Raw genomic sequence first — 19,667 nt, 5'->3', positions numbered from 1 at the left:
CCTCGCCGACCGCTGGCTATCGGCGCACCACGATGTAGATTCCCGCGCTGAGCATCACCCAGGCCGGCCAGGTGGTCACCGCAGTAAAGCTGTCTGCCGCGGCGGCCAGAGTTGCGCCTCCGCCCAGCAGTACGGCACCGACAAGGCGCAACGGCCAATGCCGGTGATGTTCTCTCCAAGGCGGCGGCGGATTGTCTGCGTGGGGGTTGGACATGCGCTCGAGCAGTTCGCGGGTCATGCCGGCCAGGTGCGGCAGCTGCTCGATCTGCGCCTGCGCGTTCTTCAGCAGCTGCTTAGGGCTCATGCGCTCGCGCATCCAGCGTTCAAGGTACGGTTGGCCGGTGGTCCAGAGGTCCAGATCGGGGTAGAGCTCGCGGCCCAGCCCTTCGATATTGAGTAGGGTTTTTTGCAGCAGCACCAGCTGCGGCTGGACCTCCATATTGAAGCGCCGGGCGACCTGGAACAGGCGCACCAGCAACTGGCCGAAGGAGATGTCCTTCAGCGGCTTCTCGAAGATCGGCTCGCAAACGGTACGGATCGCCGCTTCGAACTCGTTCACCTTGGTTTCTGCCGGCACCCAGCCCGAGTCGATGTGCAATTGCGCGACCTTGCGGTAGTCACGTTTGAAGAAGGCCATCAGGTTGCGCGCCAGGTAGTCCTGATCTTCGGGCGTCAGGCTGCCGACAATGCCGAAGTCCACCGCGATGTACTGCGGGTTCCAGGGTTGGTGGGTGCTGACGAAGATGTTGCCGGGGTGCATGTCGGCATGGAAGAAGCTGTCGCGGAAAACCTGGGTGAAGAATATCTCCACACCGCGCTCGGCCAGCTGCTTCATGTCCGTGCGCTGCTCGGCGAGGCGGGCCATGTCCGTCACCGGCACGCCGTAGATGCGTTCCATTACCAGGACCTGAGGGCGGCAGTAGTCCCAATGGATCTGGGGAACGTAGAGCAGCGGTGAATCCTGGAAGTTGCGTTTGAGCTGGCTGGCGTTGGCGGCCTCGCGCAGCAGGTCGAGCTCGTCGTAGATGGTCTTGGCGTAATCATCGACCACCTCGATCAGGTGCAGTCGACGGGCTTCGGTGGAGGCCCGCTCGGCAGTCTTGGCGAGCAGGAACAACCAGGCCAGATCCTGGCTGATGATCGGCTTGAGGTTGGGTCGCACTACCTTGACGACGACCTCTTCGCCACTGCGCAGCTTGGCGGCATGGACCTGGGCGACCGAGGCGGAGGCCAGCGGTTTATTGTCGAACCGGGCGAAGATTTCACCCACCGGTGCGCCCAGCTGACGCTCGATCAGCGCGGTGGCCACGGCGGAATCGAAGGGCGGCACGCGGTCCTGCAGCATCGCCAGCTCTTCGGCGATATCCAGCGGCAGCAGGTCGCGACGGGTAGAGAGAATCTGGCCGAACTTGATGAAGATCGGCCCGAGACCTTCTAGAGCCAGGCGCAGGCGCGCGCCCCGGGACAGCTCGGTACGCCGGCGGGGCAGCCAGCGCCAGGGCAGCAGGTAGCTGGTTGCACGCAGCCACCAGGGCATTGGCAGATCGAGGATGATGTCGTCGAGCCGGTAGCGGATCACCACCAGCAGGATGCGGAACAGGCGGCGGGCCGCGGCGAACAGCTTCATTCGGGTCGGTCTGGTTTCAAAGATTGGATAAGCCGCTCGACTCGGGCTTCGAGTCGGTCGAGATCGAGTTTAAGGCGGTCGAGTTCAGCGAAGCGCGTTTCCGCCTCAGCCAGACCGACCAGAGCTCGGGATTCTTCACTGAGGTAGTCCGCCAGATCCTGGCGTAGGCTTTCGGCACTCTGCCGAGCCCAGGCGGCCTGATTTCGAACACCGGAGCCGAGCAGATGCGTGCCGACGGGACCGAGCCAGCGCGAGACTTCATATTCCCAATCCAGATCGAGGTCCTGCAGCACCTCGGCGAGACCCATCAGCAGTGCGCTGTCACCCTCGATCTCGACGCCCGGGCCGTGGAGGATGGCGGTCTTGTTGCGGCTGGTCGCCAATCGCAGCAGGCTCGCAGCGGAGGCGCGCAGGCGGCAGTCCGGCTCGCTACCCCAATGCTCGGCCAGCCGCAGGCCTTGCTCATCGGCGAGAATGAACAGCCGCCATGCGGGTGCAGTGCCGTCGACTTCGATGATCCGGCCGCTGAGCCTGGCCAGCCGTGGCAGCGCCGTCGGGTCCAGGCGCAGTACGCGGTTGATCCCGCGCTCGGCACCGGCCAGCAGAGCGGCGCGCAGCATCAGGGCTTGATGCCGCGATGCAGGGCGACGATGCCGCCGGTCATGTTGTGGTAAGTGACGCGCTCGAAGCCGGCGTCCGCCATCATGCCCTTGAGCGTGTCCTGATCCGGATGCATGCGGATCGATTCGGCCAGGTAGCGATAGCTCTCCGAATCATTGGTGATCAGCTTGCCCATCATCGGCAACAGGCTGAACGAGTAAGCATCGTACGCCTTGGAGAGCAATGAGTTGGTTGGCTTGGAAAACTCGAGCACCAGCAGCCGGCCGCCGGGCTTGAGTACCCGCAGCATGGAAGCGATGGCGTCTTCCTTGTGCGTCACGTTGCGCAGGCCGAACGCGATGGTGACCACGTCGAAGTGGTTGTCGGGAAAAGGCAGTTTCTCGGCGTCGGCCTGAACGAACTTCACGTTGCCGGCCACGCCCTTGTCGAGCAGGCGATCACGGCCGACCTTAAGCATGGACGCGTTGATATCAGCCAGCACCACTTCGCCGGTCGGGCCGACGATGCGCGAGAACTGGCGCGCCAGATCGCCGGTGCCGCCAGCGATATCCAGCACACGGTTGCCGTGGCGCACGCCAGACAGTTCGATGGTAAAGCGCTTCCAGAGGCGATGTACGCCGCCGGACATCAGGTCGTTCATCAGGTCGTATTTGGCGGCTACAGAGTGAAAAACCTCGGCCACCTTGTGCGCTTTTTCGCTCTCCGGCACGTTCTTGTAGCCGAAGTGGGTGGTGGGCTCTGCGTCACGCTCTTTGCGGGGATCGGTCATGTCACTGTCACCGGAAGAATGTGCCCGCATTCTAAACCTAAAAACGCCGTCGAGCGCGAAGCCACAAGCGTCAAGTCAGCGCAGAGAGTGCCGACAGTTCTGGTATCGATGGCTCGCCGATGCACGGGCGGCCGGCAACCAGATGCGCCGCTTGCTATAGTGCGCGCCTTTGTTCCGGCCCGCAGTCAGGAGTCGCCATGGCCCGCATCATTGTTGAACGCACCCACACCCTTGGCCGCGAGGTGGCACGCGAAAAAGCCGAACAACTGGCTGCGAAGCTGGCGCACGAGTACGGCGTGAGCTGTGAATGGCACGGCGATGTGTTGGCTGTGCGGCGTAGCGGGGCTGAGGGGCGCATCGAGGTGGAAGAGAGCCGCGTCAAAGTCTTGCTGAACCTTGGACTGCTGTTCTCGGCCATGGGCGGCAGCGTCCAAGCGCAGATCGAGCGCGCGCTGGACAAGGCGCTGGCCTGAGCCGACTGTCGTTGAGCCGCACCGACGAGAGATGCAGATGTAGGGTGGATGTCGCTTTTTACATCCACCGTGTTACATCCACCATGGCGCTGCTCGATGAATCGTGATCGACCCTACGGAAGCCTGGTTTCAGAGCATCATCTTCACCGGCGAGATATCCGGATCACGGGACTTTCCTGCTTTCGCCAGTGCGTCCAAGTATTCATCCCAGAGCTGTTGCTGATGGCTCGCCAAGTGATAAAGGTAATCCCAGGTATACAGGCCGCTGTCATGGCCATCGCTGAAGGTCAGCTTCAGCGCGTATTGACCGGCCGGCTCGATACCTTCCAGCGCAACATTGACCTTGCCGGTCTGCAAGATCGGGTTGCCGTGCCCCTGCACCTCAGCCGACGGCGAGTGCACCCTTAGAAGTTCGGCTGGCAGGACGTAACGCTGATTGCCGCCGTATTCGAGCTCCAGCGTTTTTGATTTCTTGTGCAGCTTGATCGCGGTGGGGATGCGCATCGGCACACTCCATATGGACTTGAAGCTTGAAACGATAGCCAGAGCTGGCGCGGAGTCGAGGTACCGGCTCCGCTCTTGTAGCTTCCGGCTTCCAGCTGCGTTAAAGGATATACCGCGACAGATCTTCGTCTTCGGCCAGCTCGCCGAGGTGGCTGTTGACGTAATCGGTGTCGATGCGGATGGGGTCGCCGTTCTGCTTACCCGCCAGGTCGCCGGCGCTGAACGAGACTTCCTCAAGCAACCGCTCAAGCAGCGTATGCAAGCGGCGCGCGCCGATGTTCTCGGTCTTCTCGTTGACCTGCCAGGCGATCTGAGCGAGGCGTTTGATGCCGTCGGCGGTGAATTCGATTGCCAGTCCTTCGGTCTTCAGCAACTCGCGGTACTGCTCGGTGAGCGAGGCATGCGGTTCGGTGAGGATGCGTTCGAAGTCTTCCGGCGACAGCGCTTTGAGCTCGACGCGGATTGGCAGACGACCTTGCAGCTCAGGCACCAGATCGCTGGGCTTGGACAGATGGAAGGCGCCGCTGGCGATGAACAGGATGTGGTCGGTCTTGACCATGCCCAGCTTGGTGTTGACCGTGCTGCCTTCAATGAGCGGAAGGAGGTCGCGCTGAACGCCCTCGCGGGACACATCGGCGCCACCGGTGTTGCCGCGCTTGGCGACCTTATCGATCTCGTCGATGAAGACGATGCCGTTCTGCTCCACCGCTTCCAGCGCGCGGGCCTTGAGTTCTTCCTCGTTGACCAGGCGCGCGGCTTCCTCGTCGCGGACCAGCTTGAGGGCGTCCTTGATCTTCAGCTTGCGGGTCTTTTTCTTGCCTTTGCCCATGTTGGAGAAGAGATTCTGCAGCTGGTTGGTCATCTCCTCCATGCCTGGCGGGGCCATGATCTCCACGCCGCCTGGGTTTTCCGCCACTTCGATATCGATTTCCTTGTCGTCCAGCTGGCCTTCGCGCAGGCGCTTGCGGAATAGCTGGCGGGTGTTGGAATCGGTGCTCTGTACCGGCTCCTCGCTGAAGCCGGCCGGGCGCGCCTGCGGCAGCAGCGCATCGAGAATGCGCTCCTCGGCCGCATCTTCGGCGCGGTGACGCATCTTGCCGACTTCCTGCTCGCGCATCATTTTCAGCGCAGCATCGGCCAGGTCACGGATGATCGACTCGACATCGCGGCCGACATAGCCGACTTCGGTGAACTTGGTCGCTTCCACCTTTATGAATGGCGCATTGGCCAGCTTGGCCAGGCGACGGGCGATCTCGGTCTTGCCGACGCCGGTGGGGCCGATCATGAGGATGTTTTTCGGGGTGACTTCCGGGCGCAGCTCAGCGGATAGCTGCATGCGCCTCCAGCGGTTGCGCAAGGCAATGGCGACTGCGCGCTTGGCGTCGTCCTGGCCGATGATATGGCGGTTGAGTTCGTGGACGATCTCGCGGGGCGTCATGGACATTTTTTCGTTACTCCCGAAGCTGGGCAGGATACAAACAGGCCGTTTGAAAAACGTAGGCGAGGCCGGCAAGTCGAGGCAAAAACAGGCGAGGAAGCGGAGTTTAGTGGTCTAAATGAGCATTCCGAGCCTGTTTTTAACGAAGGATTGCCAACGCAGGTAGTTTTTCATCGACCTGTCAGATCGCGCTGTCCAGTTCCTCGATGGTCAGATTCTGGTTGGTGAAGACGCAGATGGTGCCGGCGATATTCAGCGCGGTTTCGGTGATGTCCTGGGCGGACATGCTGTCGTCTCCCTTCTGCATCAGCGCCATGGCGGCTGCCTGGGCGAAACCGCCGCCGGAGCCCATGGCGATCAGATCGTTTTCCGGCTGCACCACGTCTCCGTTGCCCGTGATGATCAGCGAAGCGTCCTTGTTGGCAACCGCGAGCATGGCTTCCAGGCGGCTCAACGAACGGTCGGTCCGCCAGTCCTTGGCCAGTTCCACGGCAGCGCGCACGAGGTGGCCCTGGTGTTTTTCCAGCTGACCCTCGAAACGCTCGAACAGGGTGAAGGCATCAGCGGTGGCGCCAGCGAAGCCGGCCAGCACCTGGCCGTGATAGAGGCGGCGAACCTTCTTGGCGTTGCCTTTCATGACGGTATTGCCTAAGGAAACCTGGCCGTCGCCGCCCATGACGACTTTGCCGTTGCGGCGCACTGAAACGATGGTGGTCAAAGGAAAATCTCCACGCAGCGGGGCGATGAATGCCCGAATGCGGTTGATATGGGGGACGCTGCCACGCATTTCAACCGACGTTCGGGATTCGGGGCCCCGGCCGCCGCGTCCTGCCTTATCGGCGCGGACCAATGGGCTGAGATTGTCAGGCAGCGCCGCACCAGCCGCTGGGCGGCTCGATGGCGCGGCGGGATCATCGCGGAGGGCGATGACCTGTCGGCACGGAAGCATGCTCACGCCAGGGGCGCATGGATCCGGTTATTGCAGGGCGAAATCCAGCTGCCGCCAGGCCTCGTAAACGGCGACGGCAACGGTATTGGAGAGATTCAGGCTGCGACTGTCCGGGCGCATCGGCAGACGCAGGCGTTGCTCGTTCGGCAGTGCATCGCGGATCTCCGGCGGCAGGCCGCGGCTCTCGGGGCCGAACAGAAAGGCATCGCCGCGCTGGAACTGCACCTGATGAAAGGGCTGTGAACCCTTGGTGGTAAAAGCGAACAATCGCGTCTGGCCAATGCTCGCCAGGCAGCTGTCGAGATCTGCATGACGCTGGAGCGGCGCATACTCGTGGTAATCCAGGCCGGCCCGGCGCAGGCGCTTGTCATCCAGCTCGAAGCCCAGCGGTTCGATCAGATGCAGGCTGCAGCCGGCATTGGCGCAGAGCCTGATAATGTTGCCGGTATTCGGCGGAATCTCCGGCTGGAAAAGGATCACATGGAACATGCGCGTCACCGACTCAGAAAACGACCGGCATTCTACTGTGCCAAGCGATCCGTTACGCCGTCATCGTCGGCGCTTTTTCGGCTCGCTGGTGCTGATCGGATTGCTGGTGGGTGCCTTGATCGGCCGCGTCACGGCGCCGGGCCCCGTGCAATTGCTACGGGTTGAGCCGATCGCCGACGGCCTGCAACTGTGGTTCGATCGCGAGCCGCAGCTGTACAGCCAGGATATCGACGGCGCGGTTGGCATGCTGTTCCAAGCGCAGGGCAGCGCTGGCAATGGACGGCTTGAGCTCGATGGTACGAGCGTCGGCTGGCGCCTGCAACTTACGGAGAGGGGCCTGCTGTTGCACTTCGTGTCGACTCGACCGCTGGTTGCTGAATGGGAGGGCGAGGAGCGGGACGGCGATTGGGTATTGCGGGTGAGGGTCGCGCCACGCTGACCGCGACCCTCACACCGTTCGGTCAGTTGTCCTCGCCCTCGTCGTCATCACCGGCGTCGCCACCCATGCCCAGTTCCTTGATCTTTCGCGTCAGGGTGTTGCGTCCCCAGCCGAGCAGCAGGGCCGCATCGCGACGTCGGCCGGCGGTGTGCTTGAGGGCTGTCTCGATCATGATCCGCTCGAATGCCGGCACCGCTTCGTCGAGCAGGCTGGACTGACCGCGAGCCAGCGCCAGGTCGGCCCATTGATGCAGCGCCTGCTCCCAGTTGTTCGACGGCAGGGCGTCGGCGTGCTGATTGAGCAACTCCGGGGGGAGGTCGCTGACGTGGACTTCGCGCCCTGAGGCCATCACCGTGATCCAGCGGCAGGTGTTTTCCAGCTGGCGTACGTTGCCCGGCCAGGGCAGGTTCTGCATATATTCTTCGGTTTCGGATTTGAGCAGTTTGGTCTCGACGGCCAGCTCCTGCGCGGCACTGACGAGAAAATGCCGGACCAATGCGGGGATGTCTTCGCGCCGATCGGCCAACCGCGGAATGTGGATGCGAATGACGTTCAGGCGATGGAACAGGTCTTCTCGGAATTTGCCCGCCTGCACCAGGGTTTCCAGATCCTGATGGGTGGCGGCGATGATGCGCACGTCGACTTTTACCGGCGTGTGGCCGCCGACGCGGTAGAACTCGCCGTCGGCCAAGACGCGCAGCAGGCGGGTTTGGGTATCGGCCGGCATATCGCCGATCTCGTCGAGAAATAGGGTGCCGCCGTCGGCTTGCTCGAAACGCCCGCGGCGTTGGTTGGCCGCACCGGTGAAGGCACCTTTCTCGTGGCCGAACAGCTCCGATTCCATCAGGTCTTTCGGGATGGCCGCCATGTTCAATGCGATGAACGGCGATGCCGCGCGCGGGCTGTGACGATGCAGCGCGTGTGCGACCAGTTCCTTGCCGGTGCCGGACTCACCATTGATCAGCACGGTGATATTGGAATGCGAAAGCCGGCCGATGGCGCGAAAGACTTCCTGCATCGCCGGCGCCTCGCCGATTATTTCCGGCGTGTGGTGCTGGTTGGTGGGTTCCTGCAGGTTCTGCTGTTCCTGCGCATGCTGGTTGGCGCGCTTGACCAATGACACGGCGTCGTCGACGTCGAATGGCTTGGGCAGGTATTCGAAGGCGCCGCCCTGGTAGGATGCCACCGCGCTGTCGAGGTCCGAATGTGCGGTCATGATGATCACCGGCAGGCGCGGGTACAGCTCGCGGATCTGCGCCAGCAGGTCCAGGCCGCTGATGCCGGGCATGCGAATGTCGGAGATGATCACATCCGGTTGTTGCCGCGCCAGGCGGGAGAGCACGCTGTCGGCACTGTCGAAGCTCTGCGTGGCCATGCCTTCCTGTTGCAGAGCCTTTTCCAGTACCCAGCGGATGGAGCGGTCGTCATCGACGATCCAGACGTTTTCGCTTCGACTCATGCGCAAGGAGCTCCTTGTTCCAACGGCAGGAAGATCGAGAACGCGGTATGGCCGGGATGGCTCTCGCATTCGATCAGGCCCTGGTGCTGGCTAATGATGTTCTGAGTGATGGCCAGACCCAGTCCGGTGCCGTCCGGGCGACCGCTGACCATCGGATAAAAGAGCGTGTTCTGCAGGTCGGCCGGGATGCCCGGCCCGTTGTCGATGATCTCGACACGTGCGACCAGGCGATGCCGAACATGGCCGATGGTGAACTGACGCAGGGTGCGCGTGCGCAGGGTCAGCCGCGCGAGCCCCAGTTCGCTCTGCCCGGCCAAGGCCTGCATGGCGTTGCGCATGATGTTGAGCACCGCCTGGATCATCTGCTCCCGGTCGAGCAGCACTTCTGGGATGCTCGGGTCGTAGTCACGCACCAAAATGAGGCTGCCCTGGCTTTCAGCCTCGATCAGGCTGGCCACATGTTCGAGCACTTCATGAACGTTGATCATCGACAGCGACGGCAGCTTGTTCGAGCCGAGCATCCGGTCGACCAGATTTCGTAGCCGGTCGGCCTCTTCGATGATCACCTCCGTGTAGTCCTTGAGATCCTCATCGGGCAGCTCCCGCGCCAGCAGTTGCGCCGCACCGCGGATGCCGCCGAGCGGGTTCTTGATCTCATGAGCGAGGCCGCGCACCAGCAGTTTGGTGGTCTCGTGCGCAGACAGCTGCGCCTCTTCCTTAGTGATGCGCAGCAGCCGGTCGCGGGGCAGTACTTCCAGCAGCAGCATGGTTTCCTGCCGGGACAGTATTGGCGTGACGGCGTAGTCGACAGTCAACGCCTGGCCGTTGGTGGAGGTCAGTGTCGCTTCACGCTTGGTAAAGGGATGTGCCTGTTCGACGGCCTGGCGTAGAGCTGCCAACGCTTCGGGCGATTCAGTGAATAGTTCGCTGATGAACTGGCCGTGGCTGCGCTGGCCGCTCACAGCGAGCAGCATTTCCGCCGCCGGATTCATGTATTCCAGGCGCAAGCGCGAATCGAGCAGTAGGGTAGCGGTGGTCAGGTTCTCGATCAGCAGGCGCTGTAGGGCTTCGTTGATCATGGCTGTCTGCATCCGATAGGTAAGACAGGAAATGCAAGAAGCAAACCAAGACGCTCTTTTTCGGCGCAGCGCCGTTCTCTCTAGCGCTCCAGGGCAGGGCGTCGCCGAAAACGAGTAAAGCGGATCAGACCGGTCCGGCTTGCGCACCATTCAGGTGCATAGAATGGTCACAGAAAGGGCACGAAGGGAATATCTTTCTTTTCCTTGGGCTTGTCCTTCAGCGGACATTCAGGGCGAACGCCGTATTCGTCCTTCTTGCATGGGTTGACCATGCGTCTTTGAGCGAGGGAGGTGCGCAGCAGGTGGAAGGTGCGCGGCGGGCTGCTCTGCAATACCAGTCCCTGGTCGTCGACAACTTCTACGATCAGATGGTGGGTACCACGGTCGAGGTTATGAAGTGCTACGGTGGGTTGGCTACTATCGGGTGCAATCGGGCTGCCATCGAGCAACAGACGATACAGATGGTCGGGCTGTAGCATTGGGTCACTGGTTACGCTGACAGACAGTTCGCCAGCGTTGTTGCGGATCGTGGCGTCGGGTTCGGGCTGGACGATATCCAGCAGCCGATAAGCGACGCGAGGCTCGCGCTTCGCTTCGTGTTTTACGGCAGGCAGCGCCACAGGCTGAGCGGGCATGCTGTTGACTGGTTTGGCATCGACCGATTCGACTGGCCGGCCACCCGGGCGGTCGGTAAATACGCGATTGCCCTGTGCGTCGATGTAGCTGTAGATGCCGGCGCTGGCGGGTAGCGCGAGCAGCGAAAACAGGGCGAGCAGGCCGAGCCTGAGGATCGCTTTCATCTGCGTGCGGGGCTGGAGGTATGCACCCGCTGCACAGTGAATGCTTCTGTGCTGCGCTGCAGCACCCGGTCACCGCTGAGCACCTGGACTTCCAGCAAGTGGCTGCCTCGATCAACGTTATTCAGTTGCAGTGAGGTGTCGCTGCTCGGTGCCGCTTGCGGAATACCATCGAGCAGAAAGCGGATCTGGTGGCCCTGCTTCAACGGCGGGTCGAGCTGGGCGTTGACGACAAAGGTGCCATTGTTGGCGCGCAGCGCCTGCTCATCGGGAATGCCGCCGATGGCCAGGCTCCGGTAGGGCTGTGGCTGTCCGCCTTCCTCGCCATTTTCCTGCGCCAGCGGCGGCGGGGGTTCGGGTGTGCGGATGTTGACCGTATTGGCCGGCGGCAAGTCGACCGTGTCGGCGGCGACGCCTTCTGGCGGCTGATTGGTGAACACCGTGTTGCCCTTGTCGTCGGTGTACTTGTAGATCTGCGCCAGGGCCGGAGCCGTAGCGAGCAAAAGCAGGCTGAACAATGCGATGCGCATGGGGAAGCTCCGCGGATGGGTATTGCAAGCCTTGCACCGCCTGGGCGTGCAAGCAAGCTCGATCCGCGTGATTTGGGAGCGGCAGCAACCTGGGCTCAATCGTTTGGACGAGCGCGATCGGTGGTGGCTGTCGCATCCGCTGAATTTACGGCCCGAAAAAACAAACCCCGCCGAAAGGCGGGGTTTGTTCGCAAACGAGGCCTTCTGAAGGAGGCCTCGGGTCGCGCGGACCGGCTTAGACGCTGTAGTACAGGTCGTATTCCAGCGGATGCACGAAGGTACGGACCTTGATTTCTTCCTCGCTCTTGAGCTCGAGGTAGGCGTCAATGAAGTCGTCGGAGAACACGCCGCCCTTGGTCAGGAACGCACGGCCCTTGCCCAGCTCTTCCAGGGCTTCCTTCAGGCTGCCGCACACCTGCGGGATCAGCTTGCCTTCTTCCGGCGGCAGATCGTACAGGTTCTTGTCAGCTGCATCGCCAGGGTGAATCTTGTTCTGGATGCCGTCCAGGCCAGCCATCAGCAGTGCGGCGAAGCACAGGTAGGGGTTGGCGGCCGGGTCCGGGAAGCGCGCTTCGATACGGCGGGCTTTCGGGCTGGATACGTACGGAATACGGATCGAGGCGGAGCGGTTGCGGGCCGAGTAGGCCAGCATCACCGGGGCTTCGAAGCCCGGGACCAGACGCTTGTAGGAGTTAGTCGACGGGTTGGTGAAGCCGTTCAGCGCCTTGCCGTGCTTGATGATGCCGCCGATGAAGTACAGCGCGGTATCGGACAGACCGGCATAGCCTTCGCCGGAGAAGGTGTTCTTGCCATCTTTGGAGATGGACATGTGCACGTGCATGCCCGAGCCGTTGTCGCCGTATAGCGGCTTCGGCATAAAGGTCGCAGTCTTGCCATAGGCATCGGCCACGTTGTGCACGCAGTATTTGAGGGTCTGAACCTCGTCAGCCTTGGCAACCAGGGTGTTGAACTTGACGCCGATTTCGTTCTGACCGGCAGTCGCCACTTCGTGGTGGTGCACTTCAACAACCAGGCCCATCTCTTCCATGGCGTTGCACATGGCCGTACGGATTTCATGGTCGTGGTCGCACGGCGGAACCGGGAAGTAGCCGCCCTTGACGGCTGGGCGATGGCCCTTGTTGCCGCCTTCGACGTCCTGATCGGTCATCCAGGAGCCCTGCTCGGAGTAGATCTTGAACATCGAGCCGGAAATGTCGGACTTGAACTTCACCTCGTCGAAGATGAAAAACTCGGGCTCGGGACCGACGAATACGGTGTCACCGATGCCGGTGGACTTGAGGAACTCCTCGGCGCGCTTGGCAATCGAGCGTGGGTCACGGTCGTAGCCCTGCATGGTGCTCGGCTCGACGATATCGCAGACCAGGATCAGGGTCGGCTCTTCGGTGAACGGGTCCAGCACGGCGGTCTCGTCGACCGGCATAAGGATCATGTCGGAGGCTTCGATGCCCTTCCATCCATGGATGGAGGAGCCGTCGAACATCTTGCCGTGCTCAAAGAAATCTTCGTCGTGAGCGTCACGAGCTGGAATAGTGACGTGGTGCTGCTTGCCTTTGGTGTCAGTGAAGCGCAGATCAATCCACTTCACATCGTAATCTTTGATCAGTTGAAGCGACTTCGACATGGTGTTCTCCAAGTGGTGGAAGCTGACTGGCGCTTCCGAATCAGGGTGAAGCCGGGCGGCGATGTTCCGCCAAGGCGATCTGCCTCACAAGAGAGCAAATTGCATGCCAGCGCTCCGTATTGGGCGCCGGAAGCGTGCAAGCTGGGCCTCGCGAGTCAGGGGCAATGGCCAGCCGCACATGTCAGTGTTTTTCTGCACCTTATTGGTGCAACACTGTTCGGGTTTGTTCAATTTGGGTGCAGTCTAGGCGCGTTTGATAAAACTGCCTAAAGCTTGACCAATTTCCGATATACTCCGCCCCCCTCTTTTTACGCCTTGCCAGCGCGCGCGCTGTTTCCATGAAGCTGATCGTCAAAGTATTCCCAGAAATCACCATCAAGAGCCCACCGGTGCGCAAGGGCTTCATTCGCCAGCTGGCGAAGAATATCCGCACCGTGCTGCGCGACCTCGATCCCGACTTGCGGGTGGAAGGCGTGTGGGACAACGTTGAGGTGGAAACGGCGCTCAGCGACTCGAAGTCGCTCCAGCTGATGATCGAGCGCCTGCGCTGCACGCCGGGCATCGCGCATTGCCTGGAAGTTCATGAGTATCCGCTGGGCGATCTGGATGACATCGTAGAAAAGTGCAAATCGCACTTTGCCGACCGCCTCCCCGGCAAGATCTTCGCCGTGCGCTGCAAACGTGCCGGCAAGCATCCGTTCAGTTCGATGGACGTGGAGCGACTCGTCGGCAGCCGGTTGCGTGAGGAATGCGGTGCCGCGGGTATCTCCTTAAAAACACCGGAAATCGAGGTGCGGATGGAAATCCGCGACCAGCGCCTGTTTGTCGTACATGCCCAGCATGACGGCATCGGCGGTTATCCGCTGGGTGCGCTGGAGCAGACGCTGGTGCTGATGTCGGGTGGTTTTGACTCCACCGTGGCCGCCTACCAGATGATGCGGCGCGGGCTGATGACCCACTTCTGCTTCTTCAATCTCGGCGGCCGCGCTCATGAGCTGGGCGTGATGGAAGTCGCCCACTATCTATGGAAGAAGTACGGCAGCTCACATCGCGTGCTGTTCATCAGCGTGCCCTTCGAAGAAGTGGTCGGCGAGATTCTCGAGAAAGTCGACAACAGTCAGATGGGCGTGGTCCTCAAGCGCATGATGCTGCGCGCCTCCACCGAGATTGCCGAGCGGCTGCATATCGATGCGCTGGTGACCGGCGAAGCGATTTCTCAGGTGTCGAGCCAGACGCTGCCGAATTTGTCGGTGATCGACTCGGCCACCGATATGCTGGTGCTGCGCCCGCTGATCGCCAGCCACAAGCAGGACATTATCGATACCGCCTTCGAAATCGGCACCGCCGAGTTCGCCAAGAACATGCCCGAATACTGCGGCGTGATCTCGAAGAACCCGACCACCAAGGCCAAGCGCTACCGCATCGAGCACGAAGAGAAGCAGTTCGACATGGCAGTGCTCGAGCGTGCCATGGCGAACGCCCGTCAAGTCGCCATCGACCGGGTGATCGACGAGCTGGATCAGGACCTGCAAGTCGAAGAAGTCGCCGAGGCGTCTGCAGGCCAGGTGATATTGGACATCCGTCACCCGGATGCAGCCGAGGACGAACCCCTGCAGATGGATGGCATCGAAGTGCAAACGTTGCCGTTTTACGCAATCAACAACCGCTTCAAGGAGCTGGACGTGAATCGCCAGTACCTGCTGTATTGCGATAAAGGTGTCATGAGCCGCCTGCATGCTCATCATTTGTTGAGTGAGGGGCATGTCAATGTGCGCGTTTATCGTCCGGCATAAGACGCCTGGGCTGAATGGCGGCAGTATCCGCCATCGCCCTCCCGACCCTCACCGCGGCCTGTAAACGCCGCGACGCCTCATCAATTACCAGCTTTTATCAAATCCGATTTTTCGCGTAGGGCGCTGAACGCATCCGCTCCGTCGCCCGACCCAACTACGAGACCACTACTGTGATCGAGAATCTACGTAACATCGCCATCATCGCTCACGTTGACCATGGCAAAACCACCCTGGTCGACAAGCTTCTGCGTCAGTCCGGCACCCTGGAGCGCGGCGAGCTCAACGACGAGCGCGTGATGGACTCCAACGACCAGGAAAAGGAACGCGGCATCACCATCCTGGCCAAGAACACCGCCATTCGCTGGAACGATTACCGCATCAACATCGTCGACACCCCCGGCCACGCCGACTTTGGTGGTGAAGTGGAGCGCGTGATGTCGATGGTCGACTCCGTGCTGCTGCTGGTCGACGCCCAAGACGGCCCGATGCCGCAAACCCGCTTCGTGACCAAGAAAGCCTTCGAAGCCGGCTTGCGTCCGATCGTCGTGATCAACAAGGTCGACCGCCCAGGCGCGCGTCCTGATTGGGTGCTGGATCAGATTTTCGATCTGTTCGACAACCTCGGCGCCACCGAAGAACAGCTGGATTTCCAGGTCGTCTACGCCTCGGCCCTGAACGGCATCGCCGGTCTGGATCACACCGACATGGCCGAAGACATGACTCCGCTGTATCAGGCTATCGTCGACCACGTACCGGCCCCGAATGTTGATATCGACGGCCCGTTCCAGATGCAGATCTCCGCTCTGGACTACAACAGCTTCCTCGGCATCATCGGTGTAGGCCGTATCGCCCGTGGTCGCGTCAAGCCGAACACCCCGGTCACCGCCATCGACATGCATGGCAAGAAGCGTAACGGCCGTATCCTCAAGTTGATGGGTCACCACGGTCTGCACCGTGTCGACGTTGACGAAGCCACTGCGGGCGACATCGTTTGCATCAGCGGTATGGATGAACTGTTCATCTCCGACACTCTGTGCGATCAAAACAACGTCGAAGCGATGAAGCCGCTGACCGTTGACGAGCCGACCGTTTCCATGACCTTCCAAGTCAACGATTCGCCGTTCTGCGGCAAGGAAGGCAAGTTCGTCACCAGCCGTAACATCAAGGACCGTCTCGACAAGGAGCTGCTGTACAACGTAGCCCTGCGTGTCGAGGAAGGCGATTCTGCCGACAAGTTCAAGGTCTCTGGACGTGGTGAACTGCACCTGTCGGTCCTGATCGAAACCATGCGTCGCGAAGGTTTCGAGATGGCCGTAGGTCGTCCGGAAGTGATCATTCGCGAAGTGGACGGCGCTAAGCACGAGCCTTACGAAAACGTCACCATCGACATCCCGGAAGAATCCCAGGGCAAGGTCATGGAAGAAATGGGCCTGCGTAAGGGTGATTTGAGCAACATGGTTCCGGATGGCAAGGGCCGTGTGCGCCTTGAATACAACATCCCGGCCCGTGGCCTGATCGGTTTCCGTAACCACTTCCTGACCATCACCAACGGTGCAGGCATTCTGACCTCCATCTTTGATCGCTACGATGTGATGAAGTCCGGACACATGTCCGGGCGTCAGAACGGCGTGCTGGTATCGGTCGAGACCGGCAAGGCATTGACCTACTCCCTGGAAACCTTGCAGGCACGCGGCAAGCTGTTCGTCGAGCACGGCCAGGAAATCTACAACGGTCAGATCGTTGGCCTGAACAGCCGTGACAACGACATGGGCGTGAACCCAACCAAAGGCAAGAAGCTCGACAACATGCGCGCTTCGGGCAAGGACGAAACCATCGCCCTGGTCCCGCCGGTCCGCTTCACACTGGAGCAGGCACTGGAGTTCATCCAGGACGACGAGCTCTGCGAAGTGACCCCGAAGTCGATCCGTCTTCGCAAGAAGATCCTCGACGAAGGCGAGCGCAACCGCGCTGCGAAGAAAGCCAAGGCTTGATTCCCGCTTAGCTGCATCGGAATGGCGCCGTTAGGCGCCTCGTCTGATAACAAAACCCCGCGATGCGGGGTTTTGTTTTTTAGGAGCAGGTCTTTTGTGCCCGTTCGTGCGAGAGCTGTGGTGTATTCCGGCGCTCAGTCAGGTTGCAGCTCTTTCGCGGGAGGTACGCAACGCCCCCGGTTGAACGCCTGCCTCGGGGCTAAGCTGCTGGCTGCTCACGACCTTCAGGCCGCCACTTTCTTGATGGAATGCGAGCGCCCTTTCCCCCTTTTCCCCTATTTCCCGCCCACACAAATCTATCGCCATATTTGCCGGCGGTTTCTACCTCCGGCTGGGCCGGCTCAGCAAAGGCGGCGTGCTCAGCCGCCGCTCAGCCGCGCCAGGTGCTCCGCCAGGCGTAGTGCCAGCTGCACGATGGTGTAGGTCGGATTGGCGAAGCCGCTGCTGGGAAATACCGAAGAGCCGGCGATATAAAGATTCCGTTGGCCGAACACCTTGCAGTCGCGGTCGACGATCCCCTGTTCTGGCGTGCGGGCCATGCGCGTGCCGCCCATGTGATGGCAACCGCCGACCTCATCGTTGGTGGGGAAGGGATCGGTGTTGGATAGCCAGCGGTCCAGGCGCAGGCGCCCAAGATCGAGGTCGGCGATGTAGCGGCCGAGGTGTCGGGCGCTTTCCAGGGCGGTTCGCTTGTCCCCGTTGTCCAGCGTCCAGTAGAGGATCACCCGCGGAATGCCGAGACGGTCCTTTTCTCGCGCCAGCGCAACGCGGCTTTGCGCGCGCGGATATTGCTCCCAGCTAGCGCGCAGCACCGCTCCATAACTTCTTCCCTGGCGATAGTCTCGCAAGATTGTGCTGGCGAGGTGTGGCGCTACCCGGGCTAGCCGGCGAATGCTGGCGAGGGTCTCGGCGTCGTCGCTGCGGATGATCCGCAGGCCGCAATTGAGCAACTGCTTACGTGCCATCAGCTCCGGCGTCGGTGATACGAAGCCGACGCTCTTTTCATCGAAATTCAGCCCAGCCCGGCGTTTGAGCAGGATCTCGCCGAGGGTGAAGTGCGGGTGCTCCATCCAGTAGCGACCCAGCGTCGCCGGCTGCTTGATCAACGCTCCGTGCGCTAGCTGGTTGCTCCATAGCAGGAGGCGGCTGTTCTCGATGCCGCCGGTGGCCAGAATGTAGCAACGCGCCGTGAGCGTCCTGCGCATCCCGCCGACGTCCACCCGCAGACCGGTAACCGCCGTGCCGTCGGTCAAGATCGCCACGAGGCTGGTATTCAGCGCTACCGCCACGTTCGCCGAGGCGAACAGACGTTCCTTGTATTTCTGGCCGAAGTTCACCGTGGAATAGCGGAAGCTGCTCTGTTTGAGCAGCGCTCCGGCCAGCGCAGGCTCGTCTTCAGCAGGGCCTAATTTGAACAGCTCATCCGCGCGTGCGGCATAGGGTGCGAGGTCGCTGTGCCCGATCGGCCAGCCGCCGTCGGCGAGGCCCGGCTTTTCCGTGAAGTCGACAGCATCCAGCGGGCGACACCAACCGCCCCAACCATTCGAGGAGCCACCGAAGGCGCGTATTCGGCACGTGTCCAGTGGGCGATAAGCATGGCCCACTACCTCGCCCCGGTAGAGTTCCTGCGATGCATCAGAGGGCGACTCGCCACCGCCTTCGATCAACAGGATGCGCTTGCCGGTCGCCTCCAGCGCCAGTGCCAGGGTGATGCCGGCCGGCCCGCTGCCGACAATGCAGTAATCGAACGGTAGTGCCTCTGCGAGCTGCTCGGCGCTGACCTTCATCAGCGATCTTCTGCGCGCAGAATCCAGCCGTCCCGCTCGACGTAGCGGGCGAGGCGCGCACGCGTCACGGGAAGCCAGGCGAGCAGTAGATTCAACAAGCCGATCTTGAGCACGCGGCGTCTGTTCATTCCGTTTCATCGCCCCCGTTACAGCGTCATCTTCAACCTCAGATCCGAATATCGCCCAGCTGCCTTATTTCAGCCTCGATCCGTGTGCCCGTGGCGCGCTCTTCGTTCGAAAATCCGTCGTAGTCAGAGAGGGCGCCAAAATCGATTCCGGTGAGACGCTCGATCTGCAGCACGCTACGTTGGTAAGTCCTGAAACGTCCGAATAGAAGGTTGAGGCGGCCGAGTTCGCCGGACTGGTCGATCATGTAGGCGGTTGCGGAGGGCTTTCCGTCGCCGCCCATAAAGGCGACGACTTTCCAGAATGCGTTAGGTATCGCGACGCCACGGTAGAGCCGATCGGCATCGCTGAATACCGGACCGCTGAACACCGTGGCGCGGGCTTGCCAGCGGCGGGTGTTGTCGAGCAGGTAATTTTCCAGGTCCAGCCAGTTCTTTTGGTTGAAGCCGGCCATTTGCGGTGAGCAATTGGTGAAATGAAAGGTGTCGGTGTTGGCTTGCTCGGCCAGGGGCCCCCAGTTTGGGTCCTGGCGGCGCACGAGGTGGCCGCGGTCGAGCAGGTTGTCTGCGTAGAGAGACTCGCCGACCTGCGCCTCGGCCGGAATGCGCCCGTCATACGTCCAGCGATCCCTGCCGCGTATCACCTCGACCAGCGAACCTCCCTCAATGTTTACGCCGACGAACAAGGCCAGGCGCCGGCTTCTGGACATGGCGATGGAAAAATGGGTGTAGTCGAGCCGATCTCCGGTGCTGTTCGGGATCGGCAGAAGATCATCTCGGTAGGGTTCGGCCAGCTGTGGCCACGGGACGTTGAAATCTGCGAGGAACTCGGACCGATAGCCCTCCCGATCCATCAGCCTGTCGGCCGATGTGGTTCGGGACGAAGCCAGTGCAAAGGCAGGATTCACCCACGCAGTCGGCTGGCCAAGCGGACGCATGTCGGCCAGGCGTGGGCGGTAGGGCAATTGAGCGGCTGGTTCGGGCACAGAACCTCCGGTTGTGGGCAAAGCCTGCCAAGGCTGGCTTGCATGGACGTTGAACTCAACGTAGCGATGATCTGTGAAGGTTTAGCCTACGCGGTCACGGTGGTCGACCCGCGTCAGTCATCCGGACTGGTGGCGTCAGCAAGCCGGGGTGTAGCGGGGCGTGCACTGG

Annotated in this window: 19 protein-coding genes; 4 read left to right on the top strand and 15 right to left on the bottom strand. The window is 61.5% G+C overall.

What is annotated here, in order from left to right; all coding sequences use genetic code 11:
* Positions 1 to 16: 16 nt before the first annotated feature.
* From ubiB to ubiE, 3 genes are read right to left on the bottom strand one after another with little or no spacing between them, the layout of a single operon-like run.
* A complete protein-coding gene (gene ubiB, locus DQ405_RS00720) occupies positions 17 to 1,627 on the bottom strand; it encodes a ubiquinone biosynthesis regulatory protein kinase UbiB (RefSeq protein ID WP_168422453.1) in 1,611 nt (536 codons plus the stop codon).
* Entirely contained in the window at positions 1,624 to 2,247 is a 624-nt protein-coding gene (locus DQ405_RS00715) for a ubiquinone biosynthesis accessory factor UbiJ (RefSeq protein ID WP_168422452.1), read from the bottom strand. Before DQ405_RS00715 ends, ubiB begins: the two co-directional genes overlap by 4 nt.
* Positions 2,247 to 3,017 carry a bifunctional demethylmenaquinone methyltransferase/2-methoxy-6-polyprenyl-1,4-benzoquinol methylase UbiE gene (gene ubiE / locus DQ405_RS00710; protein ID WP_168422451.1) on the bottom strand — a complete coding sequence of 257 codons (771 nt, stop codon included), beginning with the start codon at positions 3,015 to 3,017 and terminating at the stop codon, positions 2,247 to 2,249. The genes DQ405_RS00715 and ubiE overlap by 1 nt, the downstream gene beginning before the upstream one ends.
* Before the next feature lie 197 nt (positions 3,018 to 3,214).
* On the opposite strand from ubiE, the gene DQ405_RS00705 reads away from it, so the two are divergent.
* Positions 3,215 to 3,490: a polyhydroxyalkanoic acid system family protein gene (locus DQ405_RS00705; protein ID WP_168422450.1), complete on the top strand. Its 276-nt coding sequence runs from the start codon at positions 3,215 to 3,217 to the stop codon at positions 3,488 to 3,490.
* A 129-nt stretch (positions 3,491 to 3,619) separates the two neighbouring features.
* On the opposite strand, the gene DQ405_RS00700 is transcribed toward DQ405_RS00705, so the two are convergent.
* The 4 genes from DQ405_RS00700 to trmL all read right to left on the bottom strand — a co-directional run bounded on the left by DQ405_RS00700 (position 3,620) and on the right by trmL (position 6,870).
* A complete protein-coding gene (locus tag DQ405_RS00700; protein WP_168422449.1) occupies positions 3,620 to 3,994 on the bottom strand; it encodes a gamma-butyrobetaine hydroxylase-like domain-containing protein in 375 nt (124 codons plus the stop codon).
* A gap of 100 nt (positions 3,995 to 4,094) precedes the next feature.
* Entirely contained in the window at positions 4,095 to 5,438 is a 1,344-nt protein-coding gene (hslU, locus tag DQ405_RS00695; protein ID WP_168422448.1) for an ATP-dependent protease ATPase subunit HslU, read from the bottom strand.
* Positions 5,439 to 5,613: 175 nt separating this feature from the next.
* Positions 5,614 to 6,150 (bottom strand): ATP-dependent protease subunit HslV, encoded by a 537-nt coding sequence (gene hslV, locus DQ405_RS00690; RefSeq protein WP_168422726.1) that lies wholly within the window; start codon positions 6,148 to 6,150, stop codon positions 5,614 to 5,616.
* Positions 6,151 to 6,408: 258 nt separating this feature from the next.
* Entirely contained in the window at positions 6,409 to 6,870 is a 462-nt protein-coding gene (gene trmL / locus DQ405_RS00685) for a tRNA (uridine(34)/cytosine(34)/5-carboxymethylaminomethyluridine(34)-2'-O)-methyltransferase TrmL (protein ID WP_168422447.1), read from the bottom strand.
* Here trmL and DQ405_RS00680 point away from each other — a divergent pair.
* Positions 6,869 to 7,309 (top strand): hypothetical protein, encoded by a 441-nt coding sequence (locus DQ405_RS00680; protein WP_168422446.1) that lies wholly within the window; start codon positions 6,869 to 6,871, stop codon positions 7,307 to 7,309. The genes trmL and DQ405_RS00680 overlap by 2 nt on opposite strands.
* Before the next feature lie 22 nt (positions 7,310 to 7,331).
* On the opposite strand, the gene ntrC is transcribed toward DQ405_RS00680, so the two are convergent.
* The 5 genes from ntrC to glnA all read right to left on the bottom strand — a co-directional run bounded on the left by ntrC (position 7,332) and on the right by glnA (position 12,816).
* On the bottom strand, positions 7,332 to 8,768 hold the full coding sequence (gene ntrC / locus DQ405_RS00675; RefSeq protein WP_168422445.1) for a nitrogen regulation protein NR(I): 1,437 nt from the start codon (positions 8,766 to 8,768) through the stop codon (positions 7,332 to 7,334).
* The gene (glnL, locus tag DQ405_RS00670) at positions 8,765 to 9,847 is read right to left on the bottom strand and encodes a nitrogen regulation protein NR(II) (RefSeq protein ID WP_168422444.1); all 1,083 of its coding nucleotides are present in this window, start codon (positions 9,845 to 9,847) and stop codon (positions 8,765 to 8,767) included. Before glnL ends, ntrC begins: the two co-directional genes overlap by 4 nt.
* Positions 9,848 to 10,014: 167 nt before the next feature.
* Positions 10,015 to 10,647, bottom strand: a complete 633-nt coding sequence (locus DQ405_RS00665) for a DUF4124 domain-containing protein (protein WP_174824638.1) — start codon at positions 10,645 to 10,647, stop codon at positions 10,015 to 10,017.
* Positions 10,644 to 11,174: a DUF4124 domain-containing protein gene (locus DQ405_RS00660; protein ID WP_168422443.1), complete on the bottom strand. Its 531-nt coding sequence runs from the start codon at positions 11,172 to 11,174 to the stop codon at positions 10,644 to 10,646. Before DQ405_RS00660 ends, DQ405_RS00665 begins: the two co-directional genes overlap by 4 nt.
* A 235-nt stretch (positions 11,175 to 11,409) precedes the next feature.
* Complete coding sequence (glnA, locus tag DQ405_RS00655) at positions 11,410 to 12,816, bottom strand: glutamate--ammonia ligase (protein WP_168422442.1); 1,407 nt, start codon at positions 12,814 to 12,816, stop codon at positions 11,410 to 11,412.
* 338 nt (positions 12,817 to 13,154) lie between these two features.
* On the opposite strand from glnA, the gene thiI reads away from it, so the two are divergent.
* Positions 13,155 to 14,609, top strand: coding sequence for a tRNA uracil 4-sulfurtransferase ThiI (thiI, locus tag DQ405_RS00650; protein ID WP_168422441.1), 1,455 nt, complete (start codon positions 13,155 to 13,157; stop codon positions 14,607 to 14,609).
* Between the two features lie 170 nt (positions 14,610 to 14,779).
* Positions 14,780 to 16,600 (top strand): translational GTPase TypA, encoded by a 1,821-nt coding sequence (gene typA, locus DQ405_RS00645; protein ID WP_168422440.1) that lies wholly within the window; start codon positions 14,780 to 14,782, stop codon positions 16,598 to 16,600.
* Positions 16,601 to 16,959: 359 nt separating this feature from the next.
* On the opposite strand, the gene DQ405_RS00640 is transcribed toward typA, so the two are convergent.
* The 3 genes from DQ405_RS00640 to DQ405_RS00635 are packed head-to-tail and all read right to left on the bottom strand — an operon-like array spanning position 16,960 to position 19,450.
* Entirely contained in the window at positions 16,960 to 18,387 is a 1,428-nt protein-coding gene (locus DQ405_RS00640; protein ID WP_168422439.1) for a GMC oxidoreductase, read from the bottom strand.
* Positions 18,387 to 18,515, bottom strand: coding sequence for a hypothetical protein (locus tag DQ405_RS28055; RefSeq protein WP_274597399.1), 129 nt, complete (start codon positions 18,513 to 18,515; stop codon positions 18,387 to 18,389). Before DQ405_RS28055 ends, DQ405_RS00640 begins: the two co-directional genes overlap by 1 nt.
* Before the next feature lie 38 nt (positions 18,516 to 18,553).
* Positions 18,554 to 19,450, bottom strand: a complete 897-nt coding sequence (locus tag DQ405_RS00635) for a DNA/RNA non-specific endonuclease (protein WP_168422724.1) — start codon at positions 19,448 to 19,450, stop codon at positions 18,554 to 18,556.
* Positions 19,451 to 19,667 lie beyond the last annotated feature (217 nt).

The organism is Pseudomonas sp. SST3, from assembly GCF_003325755.1.
Note: the sequence above shows the minus strand (reverse complement) of the source record. Positions and strands in the feature narration are given on the sequence as shown.